Genomic DNA, 16,523 nt, shown 5'->3' on the forward strand with positions numbered 1-16,523 from the left:
CTCCTCCTTGTACGGCCGACTCAGATGTCGAGGAAGCGGACGTCCTTGGCGTTGCGCTGGATGAACGAGCGCCGTGCCTCGACGTCCTCACCCATCAGCACCGAGAACAGGTCGTCGGCCTGTGCCGCGTCGTCCAGCGTGACCTGGCCCAGCACACGGTGGTCGATGTCCATCGTGGTGACGCGCAGCTCCTCGGCGTTCATCTCGCCGAGACCCTTGAAGCGCTGGATCGAGTCTTCCTTGATGCGCTTGCCGTTCTGCTTGCCCAGCGCAACCAGGGCGTCGCGCTCGCGGTCCGAGTACGCGTACTCGAAGTCGTCGCGGCCCCACTTGATCTTGTAGAGCGGCGGGCGGGAGAGGTAGACGTGACCGGACTCGACCAGCGGCCGCATGAAGCGGAACAGGAAGGTCAGCAGCAGGGTGTTGATGTGCTGGCCGTCGACGTCGGCGTCCGCCATCAGAATGATCTTGTGATAGCGGAGCTTCTCGATGTCGAAGTCCTCGTGGACCCCGGTGCCGAAGGCCGAGATCAGCGCCTGGACCTCGGTGTTCTGCAGGATCTTGTCGATACGGGCCTTCTCGACGTTCAGGATCTTGCCCCGGATCGGCAGGATGGCCTGGTACATCGGGTTGCGGCCGGACTTCGCCGAACCACCGGCGGAGTCACCCTCGACGATGAAGATCTCGCACTTCGTCGGGTCGTTGGACTGGCAGTCGCTCAGCTTGCCGGGCAGTGAGGCGCTCTCCAGGAGCCCCTTGCGCCGGGTGAGGTCACGCGCCTTGCGGGCCGCGACACGAGCCGTGGACGCCGCGATGCCCTTGCGGATGATGTCGGCGGCTTCGTTGGGGTTCCGGTCGAACCAGTCCGTCAACTGCTCGTGGACGACCTTCTGGACGAAGGTCTTCGCCTCGGTGTTGCCCAGCTTGGTCTTCGTCTGGCCCTCGAACTGCGGCTCGCCGAGCTTCACCGAGATGATCGCGGTGAGACCCTCACGGACGTCCTCACCGGTCAGGTTGTCGTCCTTCTCGCGCAGCAGCTTCTTGTCGCGCGCGTAGCGGTTGACCAGCGAGGTCAGCGCCGCACGGAAGCCCTCCTCGTGCGTGCCGCCCTCGTGCGTGTGGATCGCGTTGGCGAAGGAGTAGACGCCCTCGCTGTACTGCGTGTTCCACTGCATGGCGATCTCGGCCGAGAGGAGCCTGTCCTTGTCCTCGGCCTCGATGTCGATCACCGACTGGTGAATGAGCTCGCCCTTGCGGGAGTTGAGGTACTTGACGAAGTCGACGATGCCGTTCTCGTAGTGGTACGTGACCGTGCGCGTCGTCTCCTCGTCGGGGACGTCGACCACCTCGGCGCTGTCCGCGCCCGCCGTGGCCTTCGCCGACTCCCGCTCGTCGGTGAGCTTGAGGGTGAGGCCCTTGTTGAGGAACGCCATCTCCTGGAAGCGGCGCGAGAGGGTCTCGAACGAGTAGTCGGTGGTCTCGAAGACGTCGCCGTCGGCCCAGAAGGTGACGGTCGTGCCCGTCTCGTCGGTGGCCTCGTGACGGGCCAGCGGGGCCGTCGGGACACCGAGCTTGTAGTCCTGGGTCCAGCGGTAGCCGTCGGTCTTGACCTCCACGCCCACCCGTGTGGACAGGGCGTTGACGACGGACACGCCGACGCCGTGCAGGCCGCCGGAGACGGCGTAGCCGCCACCGCCGAACTTTCCGCCCGCGTGCAGGACGGTGAGCACGACCTCGACGGCCGGCTTGCCCTCGGACGGCACGATGCCGACCGGGATACCGCGGCCGTTGTCGACCACGCGCACCCCACCGTCGGCGAGGATCGTGACGTCGATGGTGTCCGCGTGCCCGGCCATCGCCTCGTCGACCGAGTTGTCGACAACCTCTTGCACGAGGTGGTGGAGACCGCGCTCACCGGTGGACCCGATGTACATGCCGGGTCGCTTGCGGACCGCGTCCAGGCCTTCGAGCACGGTGATCGCGCTGGCGTCGTACGAGGAGGTCACCTCGCCGTGCTCACCGGCTGTGGACGGAATGTTCTCGTTGGGGTTGCCGGAATCGGCCACGAAGCGCCCTTTCTGGCACAGCACAGGCCGTTCTCCGGCAGGCGGGAGCGGCTGCGTCGTTCGGCTTGTATCGACGACTCCCGCGAGGAAGCGGGATTGTCCACCAGTCTACCGGTAGCGCCGACATGAATGGGGGTTTGCCGGTGCCTGAGTACGCATGTGCCGCCCTGAACCGGCGGCTGACGACTCCCCATATTCAGGAAGGGCCCCCGAGGGGCTCACGAGGGCTTTGCGCGCTTCGGCCTGTCAACCTCCGGCTACGGTGAGGGACGCTCTGCGGTCCCCGCATGACGCGAAGTCGCCCATAGCGGTACATAACGGAAAGGCGGGGTCGATGCCAAACCAGGGCAGAAGCGGATCCGCCGCCCCTCGGCCTTCTCCGTACGGGTCGGCGGACCGGGGCTTCGACCGAGGAAAAGCCCTGCTCAGCCGTAGGTGTCGCCGGGGCCCTTGCTCCCGGGCGCCCGAAGAGGGCCGAATCTGCGCTGCGGACCGCCCGGGGCGAGCACCTTGATCATTCGCACCGTGCCATGGCCCAGATCCGTGTTCAGCCTGGCCACCAGCTGCGGGGCCAGCAGGCGCAGCTGCGTCGCCCACGCCGTCGAATCGCACTGAACGGTCAGGACCCGCTCGGCGGGGTCCTCGTCGTACCGCACCGGCACACAGTGATTGGCCAGATCGTCACCGACGATCTGCGGCCAGCGGCCCATCACACCGCCGACGGCCGCCGGGGTCTCCCAGCCCCGCTCGGTGATCAGCCGGCTGACCGCCGAACCCAGGGGCAGCGGATCCCTGCCGTCGGAACGGGCACCCGATCTGAGGCCGCCGCCGCGCCGTGCCTGGTTCTTCTGCTGCGCCGCCGCGCCCCGGGCCCGGGCCTGCTCCTTGGCCGCGCGCAGGGCCACACGCGCCAGATCGACACCCGACACCTCCGGCTGCTTGGCCGGGCCGGGCGTGGATCCGTCCTGTTCCTCGGAACCGCTCACAGCCGCTCCACCTCCCCGGCGGACACCGCGTACCGCGCTCCGGCCAGCACGCCCGGGACGTCGTCGTCCACGGCGGCCGTCACCAGCACCTGCTCTCCGGGGGCCACCAGCTCCGCCAGCCGCTCGCGGCGCCGTGCGTCCAGCTCGGCGAACACGTCGTCGAGCACCAGCACCGGTTCATTGCCCTCGGTGCGGAGCAGATCGTAGGAGGCCAGCCGCAGCGCCAGGGCGTACGACCAGGACTCACCGTGGCTCGCGTACCCCTTCGCCGGCATTCCGCGCAGGCCCAGCACCAGGTCGTCGCGGTGCGGACCGACCAGCGTCACCCCGCGCTCGATCTCCTGCTTGCGCGCCTCGACCAGTGCCGCCATCACCTGCTCGTACAGCTCCTCGCGGGTCCGCGCGGGCTCCACGTCGGTGCCTACGGAGCTGCGGTACTCCAGCGTCACGGGTCCACCGCCGGGGGCGACGTCCGCGTAGGCCTTGTCCGCCAGTGGTTGCAGGGTCGCGATGAGATCCAGCCGCTGCGCCAGCAGCTCGGCCCCCACCCGGCCCAGATGCTGGTCCCACACGTCCAGGGTGGACAGGTCCATCGAGCGGCCGCCGTGCCTGCGGGCCATCGCCGCGGACTTCAGCAGGGTGTTGCGCTGCTTCAGCACCCGCTCGTAGTCGGAGCGCACCCCGGCCATGCGGGGGGAGCGCGCCGTGATCAGCTCGTCCAGGAAGCGCCGGCGCTCGCCCGGATCGCCCTTCACCAGAGCCAGGTCCTCCGGTGCGAACAGCACCGTCCGCACGATCCCGAGGACGTCACGTGGCCTGACCTGCGACGACCTGTTGATACGGGCCCGATTGGCGCGGCCCGGATTGAGCTCGAGCTCGATCAGCTGCGAGCGCTCGCCCTGGGTGACCGCGGCCCGTACGACGGCGCGCTCCGCACCCATCCGTACCAGGGGGGCATCGGACGACACCCGGTGGCTGCCGAGCGTGGCGAGGTAGCCGACGGCCTCCACCAGGTTGGTCTTGCCCTGGCCGTTGGCCCCCACGAACGCGGTGACGCCCGGCTCGAGAGGAACCTCGACCCGGGCGTACGAGCGGAAGTCGGCCAGCGAGAGATGCGTGACGTGCATGGTCGCCGACCCTTCCGACTGTGCTCTGCTGTGTGCCGCGAGTGCCGCGGGCCGTCTGCTGCCCGCGGCCGTCTCCTGCGGACTACTTCTTGTTCTCGACCGCGTGGCCACCGAACTGGTTGCGCAGCGCGGCGATCATCTTCATCTGGGGCGAGTCGTCCTGTCGCGAGGCGAACCGCGCGAACAGGGATGCGGTGATCGCGGGCAGCGGCACCGCGTTGTCGATGGCGGCCTCGACCGTCCACCGGCCCTCGCCGGAGTCCGCGGCGAACCCGCGGAGCTGGTCGAGGTGCTCGTCGTCGTCCAGGGCGTTGACCGCGAGGTCGAGCAGCCAGGAACGGATGACCGTGCCCTCCTGCCAGGAGCGGAAGACCTCGCGCACGTCGGTGACGGAGTCGACCTTCTCCAGGAGCTCCCAGCCCTCGGCGTAGGCCTGCATCATGGCGTACTCGATGCCGTTGTGGACCATCTTGGCGAAGTGGCCGGCGCCGACCTTGCCCGCGTGGACGGAACCGAAGTCGCCCTCGGGCTTCAGCGCGTCGAAGACCGGCTGGACCTTGGCGACGTTCTCCTCGGTACCGCCGTACATCAGGGCGTAGCCGTTCTCCAGGCCCCAGACACCACCGGAGACGCCGCAGTCGACGAACCCGATGTCCTTGATGCCCAGCTCGACGGCGTGCTTCTCGTCGTCGGTCCAGCGCGAGTTGCCGCCGTCCACGACGACGTCGCCCGGGGACAGCAGATCGGCCAGCTCGTCGATGGTCGACTGGGTCGCGGCACCGGCCGGGACCATCACCCACACGACGCGCGGGCCCTTGAGCTTGCCCACAAGCTCTTCGAGGCTGTGGACATCGGCGACGTCCGGGTTGCGGTCGTAGCCGATGACCGTGTGCCCTGCGCGGCGGATGCGCTCGCGCATGTTGCCGCCCATCTTGCCGAGGCCGACGAGACCGAGCTCCATCAGAGATTCCTTAAGCGTTGTGCCGATTCGTACCCAGGACCGAGCCTACGCCCGGCCGGGACAGCACGGCGGGGTGCAGCACGGAGGGCCCGCTCTGCGCTGAGCCTGCCCGCCGGAAACTGCCATGACAGGAACGACCGCCGGATCAGCCGGAGAGGCGGACCGGCATGATCAGGTACTTGTACGCGTCGTTCGCCTCGGCGTCGACGGCCGGGCGGCCGCTGAGCAGCGCCGGCTTGGTCGACGTCGTGAAGGAGAGCTGGGCGACCGGGGAGTCGATCGCGCTGAGCCCGTCCAGCAGGAATGTCGGGTTGAAGGCGATCGAGATGTCGTCGCCCTCGAGCACGGCGTCGACGCGCTCCACAGCCTGTGCGTCGTCGCTGGAACCGGCCTCCAGGATCAGCACGCCCTGCTCGAAGCTGAGCCGCACCGGGGTGTTGCGCTCGGCGACGAGCGCCACGCGCTTGACGGCCTCGACGAACGGGGCCGTCTCGATCACCGCGACCGAATTGAACTCGGTGGGGAAGAGCGTCCGGTACTTCGGGAGGTCGCCCTCGAGCAGCCGCGTGGTCGTACGGCGGCCGGCGCCCTCGAAGCCGATGAGGCCTTCGCCCGCACCGGAACCCGACAGCGCCAGCGTCACCGTGTCACCGCTGGTCAGCGCCTTGGCGGTGTCAAGAAGCGTCTTGGCGGGCACCAGGGCCACGGCGGAGGCGTCGGGGTTCTCCGGCTTCCACAGGAACTCGCGGACCGCGAAGCGGTAGCGGTCGGTCGACGCGAGGGTGACCGTGTCGCCCTCGATCTCGATCCGAACGCCGGTGAGGACGGGGAGGGTGTCGTCACGGCCGGCAGCGATGGCGACCTGGGCCGCGGCGGAGGCGAAGACCTCACCGGGGACGGTGCCCGTCGCGGTCGGCATCTGCGGCAGTGCCGGGTACTCCTCCACAGGCAGGGTGTGGAGGGTGAACCGCGAGGAGCCGCAGACCACCGTCGCCCGTACACCGTCTGTGGAGATCTCCACCGGCCTGTTCGGCAGGGCACGGCAGATGTCGGCGAGGAGGCGGCCGGACACGAGCACCGTGCCGTCCTCCTCGATCTCCGCGTCCACCGAGACCTTGGCCGAGACCTCGTAGTCGAAGCTCGAGAAGCTGAGGGCTCCGTCCTCAGCCTTCAGCAGAAGGCCCGCGAGAACGGGCGCCGGCGGACGGGCCGGGAGGCTGCGGGCCACCCAGGCCACCGCCTCCGCGAGTACATCGCGCTCCACCCGGATCTTCACCGGAACCGCCTCCTGCTGTTGCTCGCTCGCCCTGCTGGCCTTCGTCGTCTGACCGGGGCTCCCCGCCGAGGGGCTGGGGGACCACCGGGGTCCAGTCTGACGTACGGCGCCGACAGTCGTTGCTGCTCGGGGTCAAGTCGCGCCAAGTGGTCGGCCGAGCTCGCCGCTCGAGTTGTGCACAGGCCCCACTTCGAAGCGGATTCCTGGCTAACTCTGAGTGGTAGTAGTAGTAGGCCCTGTGGAAACCGTGGATAACGTCGTTTTCGCAGGTCAGAAGCTGTTTTTTGTCCACCGACCCTGTGGGTGGAACCGGTGGACAACCAGACGTTTCTGTGGACACGCGAAAGTTCTGCACACCCGATGCACAGGCCGGGGTGACTTCTCCCCAGGGCTGTCCCCAGCTTTACCCGCGTTCCCCACAGCTCAATCGACCTCCCTCGTGTGACGCCTTTCACTCTCGGCAGTGAAAGGCGGTGTCGGGTTGCCGAACAGTGGACAGGGGTGTGGAGAAGCTGGGGACAACCACGGCCCGCCTGTGGGTCGCCGGTGGACAACATCATCGGGACCCTGTGGACGAAAAATCTGTCCACAGGCTGTGGATCACTGTTGACCACAAATCCCCAGGCGCGTGACCTGGCCTGATGGAGTATCGGCAGCGAGTCCTGTGGACGCAATCTGGACAACTTCGCAGTCCCCAGGCTGTGGACGCCTGTTTCCTCCATCTTCTGTGGAGAAGGGCTCGTCCGGGGCAGGTATTCGAACACTCGGCACGGAACCTTGCCCTCCTGCGGGCCGGGAACCAGGGCCGGAGTGAGGGTGTGGAACGGTCTCGGAGCCCTCTGGGGTGGTTCACGGCGCTCCCGAGCAGCGCTCCTGGGGACGGGTTCAGGGGTTCCTGCCGTCGCTCCCCTGTGCTCCCGACGACGAAAGGCGCCCCACCGAGGACGTCGTGCGGTCCTCGGTGGGGCGCCTTTTCGGGCCGGCCGGGCGGCGGTCGCGGTGCTGGCGCGTCAGCCGTTCTTGATGCGGTTGGTCAGCTCGGTGACCTGGTTGTAGATGGAGCGACGCTCCGCCATCAGAGCCCGGATCTTCCGGTCGGCGTGCATCACCGTGGTGTGGTCGCGCCCGCCGAACTGGGCGCCGATCTTGGGCAGGGAGAGATCCGTCAGCTCACGGCACAGGTACATGGCGATCTGGCGCGCCGTCACCAGCACACGGCTGCGTGAGGATCCGCAGAGATCCTCCACGGTCAGTCCGAAGTAGTCCGCGGTCGCCGCCATGATGGCCGGAGCGGTGATCTCGGGAGCCGAGTCCTCGCCGCCCGGGATCAGGTCCTTGAGCACGATCTCGGTGAGGCCGAGATCCACCGGCTGCCGGTTCAGGCTCGCGAAGGCGGTCACGCGGATGAGCGCGCCCTCCAGCTCGCGGATGTTGCGCGAGATACGGGAGGCGATGAACTCGAGCACCTCCGGCGGGGCGTTGAGCTGCTCCTGCACGGCCTTCTTGCGGAGGATCGCGATACGCGTCTCCAGCTCCGGCGGCTGCACATCGGTGGTGAGACCCCACTCGAACCGGTTGCGCAGCCGGTCCTCGAGGGTCACCAGCTGCTTGGGCGGACGGTCCGAGGACAGCACGATCTGCTTGTTCGCGTTGTGGAGCGTGTTGAAGGTGTGGAAGAACTCCTCCTGCGTCGACTCCTTGCTCGCCAGGAACTGGATGTCGTCGACCAGGAGGATGTCCACGTCGCGGTAGCGCTTGCGGAAGGTGTCGCCCTTGCCGTCGCGGATCGAGTTGATGAACTCGTTGGTGAACTCCTCGGAGCTCACGTAGCGCACCCGGGTGCCCGGGTAGAGGCTCCGCGCGTAATGGCCGATGGCGTGCAGCAGATGGGTCTTGCCGAGCCCCGACTCCCCGTAGATGAACAGGGGGTTGTACGCCTTCGCGGGGGCCTCGGCGACGGCGACGGCCGCCGCGTGCGCGAAGCGGTTGGACGCTCCGATGACGAAGGTGTCGAAGAGGTACTTCGGATTCAGCCGGGCGTGCGGCTCACCGGTACCCGGCGGGGGCGCGGACTGCGTTCCCATGGGGCCGCCGCCGGCCCTTCCGGTCCCGGGCCCGCTCTGGCGGTGCTGGGGCTGCTGATCCTGCAGGTCGTGGCGGTCACGGCCGTCCCGCTGCTGCTCGTAGCCCTGGTGCTCGGGCGGCTGCGGGCGGTAGTCGTGCTGCGGCTGCTGGGGGCGCGGGCTCGCGTACGGGTCGCGGTCCTGGTAGCCACCGTGCCGGGGCTGCCAGGAGAGGTCCTCCTGGGCGCGGGGCCAGGCACCGGGCTCGGGGCGGTGCTGCTGGTAGTCCGGGTAGGCCGGTCGTGCCGTCGGCATCCCGTCGTCGGTGGGCCGCGGGCCGTAGGTGTCGTACCCGTCGTTGCGTGAGGGCTCGTCGTGCTGCGGCCCCTGGTAGCGGTGGGACTGCTGCCCCTGGTGTTGGCGCATCGGGGGCGCGGGCGGGGAGGGGGGCTCGCCCGCGGAGTCGTCGACGGTGATCGCGATCCGGATCGGGCGCCCGCACTCACGGGTGAGCGCCTCGCTGATGAGCGGAGCGAGCCGGCCCTCCAGGACCCGCTTGCCCCATTCGTTGGGTACGGCGAGCAGGGCGGTGTCGGCGACGAGTGCCAAGGGCTGACAGCGCTCGATCCACTGCTTGTCCTTCGGCTCGATGCCCTGCTGGCCCTCCCCGAGGAGTTGCTCCAGCACTCGTGGCCACACTGCGGCAAGATCGGCAGGTACGTCAGCCACAAGGCACGCTCTCTCGCATGTCCCACGAATGTGTGCTTCTCGGGACGGGATGGGTCGGGTCGGGTGAGGCCCGGCAGGCAGGAAGGAAAGGAACCGGAGTTCATCCACGGTAGTCAGGCCGACCCGCGCGGTTCAAGTTGTTGTCCACAGGCTGTGTACAGCACGGGGTGATGCGGAGCCGGTTTGACCGAATGGCGCAGCCGCGCGTACCGTGACCAGGTCGAGTTGTCGATGGCTGCTGCCGCCTGCCTCCGATGGGCAAAGATCACGATCTGTGATTGTGAAGCGGTGCACTAAGGCGTTTACGCGAGTTCCTCGTGGGCGCACGGTGACAGCCAGGCGATGTCCCGCCAACACACGAATCATTTCTGGAGCCCCCGAGTGAGCAAGCGCACCTTCCAGCCGAACAATCGTCGTCGCGCCAAGACCCATGGCTTCCGACTGCGCATGCGTACCCGTGCCGGCCGCGCGATTCTCGCGAACCGCCGTGGCAAGGGTCGCGCCAACCTGTCCGCCTGATCGCGGCCAGGTCATGACGTGCTGCCTACCGAGAATCGGCTGAGGCGGCGCGAGGACTTCGCAGCCGCTGTACGCCGAGGACGTCGGGCCGGACGCCCGCTACTCGTCGTGCATCTACGCAGCGGTGTTACGGACCCGCACGTGACAGGGGAGAGTGCTCCCCCGCCACGTGCGGGTTTCGTTGTCAGCAAAGCAGTGGGTGGAGCGGTCGTTCGCACCGCGGTGAAGCGGAAGCTTCGCCATCTGGTGCGCGATCGGCTTCCTCAGCTGCCCCCCGGTAGCCTTGTTGTCGTACGAGCGCTGCCCGGATCGGGCGACGCCGACCATGCACAGCTGGCCCGAGACCTGGATGCCGCTCTTCAGCGGCTGCTGGGAGGGGGCGCGCGATGAAGTACCCGCTGCTGGCTCTCATCAAGCTGTATCAGTGGACGATCAGCCCGCTCCTCGGGCCTGTCTGCCGTTACTACCCGTCGTGTTCCCACTATGGATATACGGCGATCGACCGGCACGGTGCGATCAAGGGAACAGCGCTGACCGCATGGCGCATCCTGCGGTGCAATCCGTGGTCACCCGGCGGCGTGGATCACGTACCGCCACGCAAACGTCCGCGTTGGCACGAACTGCTGCGCAGCTGTGTGCGTGGCGGCAAGGGCGGGGACTCCGCCGCCGATGTGCCTTCCGGGGGGTCGGTCTCCGAACCCCTGAGCCCGGCCACAGAGACCTCGCCCAATGCTCAAGGAGCCTGATTAGTGGACACGATTGCCAGTCTGTTCAGCTTTATCACCACGCCCGTCTCATGGGTCATCGTCCAGTTCCACAAGCTGTACGGAGCGCTCTTCGGCGATGACACGGGGTGGGCCTGGGGCCTGTCCATCGTGTCCCTGGTGGTCCTGATCCGGATCTGCCTGATCCCGCTTTTCGTGAAGCAGATCAAGTCGACCCGGAACATGCAGGTGCTCCAGCCGAAGATGAAGGCGATCCAGGAGCGCTACAAGAACGACAAGCAGCGTCAGTCCGAAGAGATGATGAAGCTGTACAAGGAGACGGGGACCAACCCCCTCTCCTCGTGCCTTCCCATCCTGGCGCAGTCCCCGTTCTTCTTCGCCCTCTATCACGTGCTCTCGGCCATCGCCTCGGGCAAGACGATCGGTGTCATCGACCAGCCGCTGCTGGACAGTGCCCGTCAGGCTCATATCTTCGGTGCCCCGCTGGCCGCCAAGTTCATGGACAGCGAGGAGAAGGTCTCGGCGCTCGGCGCCTCGCTGACCGACGTTCGTGTCGTCACCGCGATCATGATCGTGATGATGTCCGCGTCGCAGTTCTTCACGCAGCGCCAGCTGATGACGAAGAACGTCGACCTGACGGTGAAGACTCCGTACATGCAGCAGCAGAAGATGCTGATGTACATCTTCCCGCTGATCTTCGCGGTCATGGGGATCAACTTCCCCGTGGGTGTCCTCGTGTACTGGCTGACCACCAACGTCTGGACCATGGGTCAGCAGATGTACGTGATCAACCAGAACCCGACGCCCGGCAGCAAGGCGCAGGACCAGTACCTCGGCCGTCTGCTGAAGAGCGTGACGGCGCACGGTGAGGTCCGTGGCAGGACGCGGCGCAACACCGTCAAGCGGATCTTCGCCAAGGGCACCGACCGCAACGACATCGAGCGCAAGTTCATCACCGGTCTGAGCAAGCTCGGCCTCGCCGCCCAGGAGGACGGGACGGTCGCGAAGAGCGAAGCCGCTGTCCTCGAGGCAGAGGGTGGTACGGCGCCCAAGCGCCAGCAGCCGAAGCGGCAGACCAAGGCGAAGCGTCACACCGCCGCCACGCACGCCGGTGCGGCGAAGGAGGAGGACGAGGGCTCCAGCGGTTCGGAGTCCAAGACCTCGCTCGAGAAGCAGGACGCATCGCAGGACGACAAGCCGAAGCCGACGGGCAAGCCCGCCGCGTCCGGCTCCTCACGCCAAGCCAAGTCCGGACAGCGCAAGGGCCCGCAGCGGCCCAAGCACCCGTCCAAGAAGTAAGAAGGAGTCCATCCGTGACGGACGGCACCATCACCACGGCCGCTGAGGGCAGCGACACTCTGACCCGCCTCGAGCAGGAGGGGGAGATTGCGGCTGACTACCTCGAAGGCCTGCTCGACATCGCCGACCTCGACGGCGACATCGACATGGACGTGGAGGCGGACCGGGCCGCGGTCTCGATCATCAGCGAATCGCCGCGTGACCTGCAGAAGCTCGTGGGCCGTGACGGTGAGGTGCTGGAGGCGCTGCAGGAACTGACGCGCCTGGCCGTTCACCGCGAGACCGGAGACCGCAGCCGGCTGATGCTGGACATCGGCGGCTTCCGCGCCAAGAAGCGCGAGGTTCTCGCGGCGCTGGGTGCCAAGGCCGCGGACGAGGTCAAGAGCTCGGGCGAGCCGGTGAAGCTGGAGCCGATGACGCCGTTCGAGCGCAAGGTCGTGCACGACGCGGTCGCGGCCGCTGGTCTGCGCAGCGAGTCCGAGGGCGAGGAGCCTCAGCGCTTCGTCGTCGTTCTCCCGGCCTGACCGGATCCTTGTACTGTCGGCCCCGTCTGTTCGCAGGCGGGGCCGATCTTTGTCAGCCCGATAGTCAGCGCGCTAGTGCGGTACGGAAGGACGGTTCCCGTGACGGAGGAAGCAGAGCTCCCTCAGGCGCCCAAGGAGGCGCAGGCGGTATTCGGTGAGTTCTTCCCCGAGGCTGTCAGGTATGCCGAACTGCTCGCGGACGCGGGCGTCAAGCGCGGGCTGATCGGCCCTCGCGAGGTGCCGCGTCTCTGGGAGCGGCACCTGCTGAACTGTGCGGTGCTCTCCGAGGTGGTTCCCGAGGGTGTCACGGTGTGCGACGTGGGATCAGGGGCCGGGCTTCCCGGCATCCCCCTCGCGCTGGTGCGCCCTGACCTGAAGATCACGTTGCTGGAGCCGCTGCTGCGCCGCACGAACTTCCTCCAGGAGGTCGTCGAGCTCTTGGGGCTCGACCATGTGACGGTCGTCCGGGGCCGTGCCGAAGAGGTTCTCGGAACGCTTCAGCCCGTTCACGTCGTGACGGCACGGGCGGTTGCCCCGCTCGACCGGCTCGCTGGGTGGGGAGTACCTCTGCTCCGCCCGTACGGAGAGATGCTGGCGCTCAAGGGCGGGACAGCCGAGGAGGAGATTCAGGGGGCGCGTGCCGCCCTGAGCAAGCTCGGGGTGGTGGAGACCGAGGTGCTGCAGGTCGGTGAGGGGCTGGTCGATCCGGCGTCCACGGTGGTGCGGGTAGTGGTCGGGGAGAGCCCCGGCGGTGTGAGGTTCGCCGCAAAGCGGGCCAAGGCCGCGCGGGTGGGCCGTACCCGACGACGTCGCTGAGCGACAGCTCAGTGAGGTTCTTTTTGTCTTTTTTCTGCCTATGGAGACTCTTTGCGAAGATGCTCCATGCAAGCAGCGATATGCCCTAGCTGCGGAGTGTCGGGACTCTGCCGCTGGGCTGCAAGGGCATCGTGTTTCACGTGAAACGTCGATCTCTGCTGCAGGGCATCATCGACCGCGGTCGTGCGGCTGCTGCGCCGCGCGACCGCAAGCCCGCAAGGGTTCCCAAGTTGTCCACAGAACCGGATTCATCCACAGAACAGTCGGCCTCGCTGGTTCACGACCCCGAAAGCATGGCAGGCTCTGTTCATTGCGAGCCTGTAGTCGAGGAGAGTGAATCCTTGCGGTCCGACGCCAACATCGCGGGACCGATGACCGATCCGGTCCCCGGTCCCCGTACCGAGTCCCTGGGGGATGGTGTTTCACGTGAAACACCGCCGCCCATGGACGACACACCTATCGGTCGTGCCGCTCAGCTGGCGGTCGAGGCCCTTGGCCGCGCCGGCGAAGGGCTGCCACGGCCGGACCGGACGCGGGTCATGGTTGTCGCCAACCAGAAGGGTGGTGTCGGCAAGACGACCTCGACGGTCAATCTCGCCGCATCGCTCGCACTCCATGGTGCCCGTGTCCTGGTGGTGGACCTCGACCCGCAGGGGAATGCCTCCACTGCTCTGGGGATCGACCATCACGCGGAAGTCCCCTCCATCTACGACGTCCTGGTGGAGAGCATGCCGCTCTCCGAGGTAGTACAGCCGGTGCCGGATGTCGAAGGTCTCTTCTGTGCCCCCGCGACCATCGATCTCGCCGGTGCGGAGATCGAGCTGGTGTCGCTGGTGGCGAGGGAGAGCCGACTGCAACGGGCGATCCAGGCCTATGACCAGCCGCTGGACTACATCCTCATCGACTGTCCGCCCTCACTCGGCCTGCTGACGGTCAACGCCCTCGTGGCCGGGGCAGAGGTGCTCATTCCGATCCAGTGCGAGTACTACGCGCTGGAGGGTCTCGGACAGCTACTGCGCAACGTCGACCTGGTCCGAGGGCATCTCAACCCCGACCTGCACGTGTCGACGATCCTGCTCACCATGTACGACGGCAGGACGAGGCTCGCGTCACAAGTCGCTGAGGAGGTGCGCACCCACTTCGGCAAGGAGGTGCTGCGCACCAGCATCCCGAGGTCTGTACGGATCTCGGAGGCGCCGAGCTACGGGCAGACCGTCCTGACGTACGATCCGGGCTCCAGCGGATCCCTGTCCTACCTCGAAGCGGCCCGTGAGATCGCGCTGCGAGGGGTTGGGGTGCATTACGAGGCCCAGCACGCCCCTGCGGGGGAGCCTGCCCACACGGGCGTCCAGAACAGTCGGCAGAGCAATTCGGAGGGCATGCAGTGAGTGAGCGTCGTAGAGGGCTGGGGCGTGGACTCGGTGCGCTGATTCCCGCCGCTCCCCAGGAGAAGCAGATCGCGAGCCCTGCGTCCGGTGCGGGCGCGTCACCCGTACTGACCGCCGAGCGAGGGGTGGCTGCTGCGAAGCTGGCCGCTCTTCCCTCCGGCGCACTGGTTCCGGAGCCGAGTTCGCCCGTCGGGGAAGCGGAGCCCCTTGAGGAGCAGACGAATTCCGCGGGCGCCTACTTTGCCGAGATTCCGCTCCCTTCGATCACGCCCAACCCGAAGCAGCCTCGTGAGGTCTTCGACGAGGACGCTCTGGCGGAGCTGGTCACCTCCATCAAGGAGGTGGGTCTCCTCCAGCCTGTCGTCGTGCGCAAGGTCGCTGAGGACCGCTACGAGCTCATCATGGGTGAGCGCCGTTGGAGGGCCTGCGGTGAAGCCGGCCTGGAACGCATCCCGGCCATCGTCCGTGCGACCGATGACGAGAAGCTCCTTCTCGACGCGCTGCTGGAGAACCTCCACCGCGCTCAGCTGAACCCCCTGGAAGAGGCGGCGGCGTACGACCAGCTTCTGAAGGACTTCAAGTGCACCCATGACCAGCTGGCGGACCGGATCGGGCGGTCCCGCCCTCAGGTCTCGAACACGCTCCGGCTGCTGCGGCTCTCCCCGCCGGTACAGCGCAGGGTCGCGGCAGGAGTCCTCTCGGCCGGTCATGCGAGGGCGCTGCTTTCGGTGGACGACTCAGAGGAGCAGGACCGGCTGGCTCACCGCATCGTGGCCGAAGGGCTCTCGGTACGGGCGGTCGAGGAGATCGTGAATCTTCTCGGATCCGAGCCCACGAGTTCTGCGAAGCCCCGGGGACCCAGGGCCGGCGGTCGGCTCTCGCCGGCTCTGACCGATCTTGCCTCGCGTCTCTCGGACCGTTTCGAGACCCGAGTGAAGGTCGATCTCGGTCAGAAGAAGGGAAAGATCGTCGTCGAGTTCGCCTCGATGGAGGATCTGGACCGCATTCTCGGCAGCCTTGCTCCGGGTGAGGGACGCGTGCTGGAGCGGAGCGTCGAGGAAGAGCAGGCTGCGTCCGACGAGGCCTGAGTCCGCCGGACGTGCACAGGGCGGGCCGAGTCACGGAAGAACTTTCCGGGACTCGGCCCGCCCTTTGCCGTCTCTCGGTATCCCCCTCACCTCTGGGTGGATACGATGCGTTCTGGTATGCCGTATCCACCACCGTGATCCACCTCAGAGGAGGCGGGGGCCGTGCGATCAGTGAATCGCAGCCACCTGGTGACAGTCGGGTTGGGGCTTGGCGCTGTCGGAGGCTTCGTCGGCAGCTTGTTCCGAGAACGGAGTGCGCTGACAGCCGCGCGGGATGCGGCGGGCGAAGGAAGCGAGGAACCGCCTACATGGGGCGACGGCTTGTACCGCTCACACTGGACAACCTTCCGGATCTCCCCAGGCGTTGCCGCTCGTGCGTCTTCTGGGAACTTGATCCGGTCAGCGGGAAAGCCGCGGTAAAAGACGGCAGAGCCGAGGTCGAGAAGGAAGCCTGGATCTCCGCAGTGCTGCTGGAGTGGGGCTCCTGCGGGCGGGTCGTCTACGTGGATGATGTTGCCGCAGGCTTCGTTCTCTATGCACCTCCCGCGTACGTACCGCGTTCCACCGCGTTTCCGACCAGCCCTGTGTCTCCCGACGCGGTCCAGCTGATGACTGCCCTGATCGTCCCAGGCTTCCAAGGGCAAGGGCTCGGCCGCGTGATGGTGCAGACCGTCGCCAAGGATCTGTTGCAGCGTGGGTTCAGGGCGATCGAGGTGTTCGGCGACGCCCGGTGGAAGGAGCCGGCCTGTGTGCTGCCGGCGGATCACTTGCTCGCGGTCGGCTTCAAGACGGTGCGCCCCCATCCCGTGCATCCTCGGCTGAGACTCGAACTGCGTACGACGCTCTCGTGGAAGGAAGACGTCGAGTTGGCACTGGACAGATTGCTGGGGGCGGTGCAGAAGGAGCCGGCGTTGCGGCCTCTCTGAACAGCTCATCCGATGGCGGGGCACACGCAG

The 16,523-nt window shown here is 67.4% G+C and carries 15 protein-coding genes; 9 read left to right on the top strand and 6 right to left on the bottom strand.

The genetic code is table 11. From position 1 onward, the window contains the following. Positions 1-20 precede the first annotated feature (20 nt). The 6 genes from gyrB to dnaA all read right to left on the bottom strand — a co-directional run bounded on the left by gyrB (position 21) and on the right by dnaA (position 9,208). A complete protein-coding gene (gene gyrB, locus OG488_RS18815; protein ID WP_329230742.1) occupies positions 21-2,090 on the bottom strand; it encodes a DNA topoisomerase (ATP-hydrolyzing) subunit B in 2,070 nt (689 codons plus the stop codon). Positions 2,091-2,491: 401 nt separating this feature from the next. Further along, complete coding sequence (locus OG488_RS18820; protein WP_329230744.1) at positions 2,492-3,052, bottom strand: DUF721 domain-containing protein; 561 nt, start codon at positions 3,050-3,052, stop codon at positions 2,492-2,494. Next, positions 3,049-4,179, bottom strand: coding sequence for a DNA replication/repair protein RecF (recF, locus tag OG488_RS18825; protein WP_329230746.1), 1,131 nt, complete (start codon positions 4,177-4,179; stop codon positions 3,049-3,051). The genes OG488_RS18820 and recF overlap by 4 nt, the downstream gene beginning before the upstream one ends. A gap of 82 nt (positions 4,180-4,261) precedes the next feature. Beyond that, the gene (gene gnd / locus OG488_RS18830) at positions 4,262-5,140 is read right to left on the bottom strand and encodes a phosphogluconate dehydrogenase (NAD(+)-dependent, decarboxylating) (protein WP_124277886.1); all 879 of its coding nucleotides are present in this window, start codon (positions 5,138-5,140) and stop codon (positions 4,262-4,264) included. 145 nt (positions 5,141-5,285) lie between these two features. Continuing rightward, positions 5,286-6,416, bottom strand: a complete 1,131-nt coding sequence (gene dnaN / locus OG488_RS18835) for a DNA polymerase III subunit beta (protein ID WP_073750679.1) — start codon at positions 6,414-6,416, stop codon at positions 5,286-5,288. A gap of 1,010 nt (positions 6,417-7,426) precedes the next feature. Beyond that, a complete protein-coding gene (dnaA, locus tag OG488_RS18840) occupies positions 7,427-9,208 on the bottom strand; it encodes a chromosomal replication initiator protein DnaA (RefSeq protein ID WP_329230748.1) in 1,782 nt (593 codons plus the stop codon). A gap of 381 nt (positions 9,209-9,589) precedes the next feature. On the opposite strand from dnaA, the gene rpmH reads away from it, so the two are divergent. The 9 genes from rpmH (at position 9,590) to OG488_RS18885 (ending at position 16,493) form a co-directional block, all read left to right on the top strand. Continuing rightward, positions 9,590-9,727, top strand: a complete 138-nt coding sequence (rpmH, locus tag OG488_RS18845) for a 50S ribosomal protein L34 (protein ID WP_014047156.1) — start codon at positions 9,590-9,592, stop codon at positions 9,725-9,727. A gap of 18 nt (positions 9,728-9,745) precedes the next feature. Then, positions 9,746-10,117, top strand: a complete 372-nt coding sequence (gene rnpA / locus OG488_RS18850; RefSeq protein ID WP_329230750.1) for a ribonuclease P protein component — start codon at positions 9,746-9,748, stop codon at positions 10,115-10,117. After that, on the top strand, positions 10,114-10,473 hold the full coding sequence (gene yidD, locus OG488_RS18855) for a membrane protein insertion efficiency factor YidD (RefSeq protein WP_103760661.1): 360 nt from the start codon (positions 10,114-10,116) through the stop codon (positions 10,471-10,473). Before rnpA ends, yidD begins: the two co-directional genes overlap by 4 nt. A gap of 3 nt (positions 10,474-10,476) precedes the next feature. Then, positions 10,477-11,751: a membrane protein insertase YidC gene (yidC, locus tag OG488_RS18860; protein ID WP_329230752.1), complete on the top strand. Its 1,275-nt coding sequence runs from the start codon at positions 10,477-10,479 to the stop codon at positions 11,749-11,751. A 14-nt stretch (positions 11,752-11,765) separates the two neighbouring features. Next, on the top strand, positions 11,766-12,275 hold the full coding sequence (locus tag OG488_RS18865) for a Jag family protein (protein WP_329230753.1): 510 nt from the start codon (positions 11,766-11,768) through the stop codon (positions 12,273-12,275). Positions 12,276-12,374: 99 nt separating this feature from the next. Next, positions 12,375-13,091, top strand: coding sequence for a 16S rRNA (guanine(527)-N(7))-methyltransferase RsmG (rsmG, locus tag OG488_RS18870; protein WP_329230755.1), 717 nt, complete (start codon positions 12,375-12,377; stop codon positions 13,089-13,091). Positions 13,092-13,384: 293 nt separating this feature from the next. Next, positions 13,385-14,479, top strand: a complete 1,095-nt coding sequence (locus OG488_RS18875) for a ParA family protein (protein WP_329238795.1) — start codon at positions 13,385-13,387, stop codon at positions 14,477-14,479. Beyond that, complete coding sequence (locus OG488_RS18880) at positions 14,476-15,567, top strand: ParB/RepB/Spo0J family partition protein (RefSeq protein ID WP_329230757.1); 1,092 nt, start codon at positions 14,476-14,478, stop codon at positions 15,565-15,567. The genes OG488_RS18875 and OG488_RS18880 overlap by 4 nt, the downstream gene beginning before the upstream one ends. A 308-nt stretch (positions 15,568-15,875) precedes the next feature. Next, positions 15,876-16,493, top strand: coding sequence for a GNAT family N-acetyltransferase (locus OG488_RS18885; protein ID WP_329230759.1), 618 nt, complete (start codon positions 15,876-15,878; stop codon positions 16,491-16,493). The last annotated feature ends 30 nt before the right edge of the window (positions 16,494-16,523 follow it).

The organism is Streptomyces sp. NBC_01460 (assembly GCF_036227405.1).
In the GTDB taxonomy this organism is placed as follows: Bacteria; Actinomycetota; Actinomycetes; order Streptomycetales; family Streptomycetaceae; genus Streptomyces.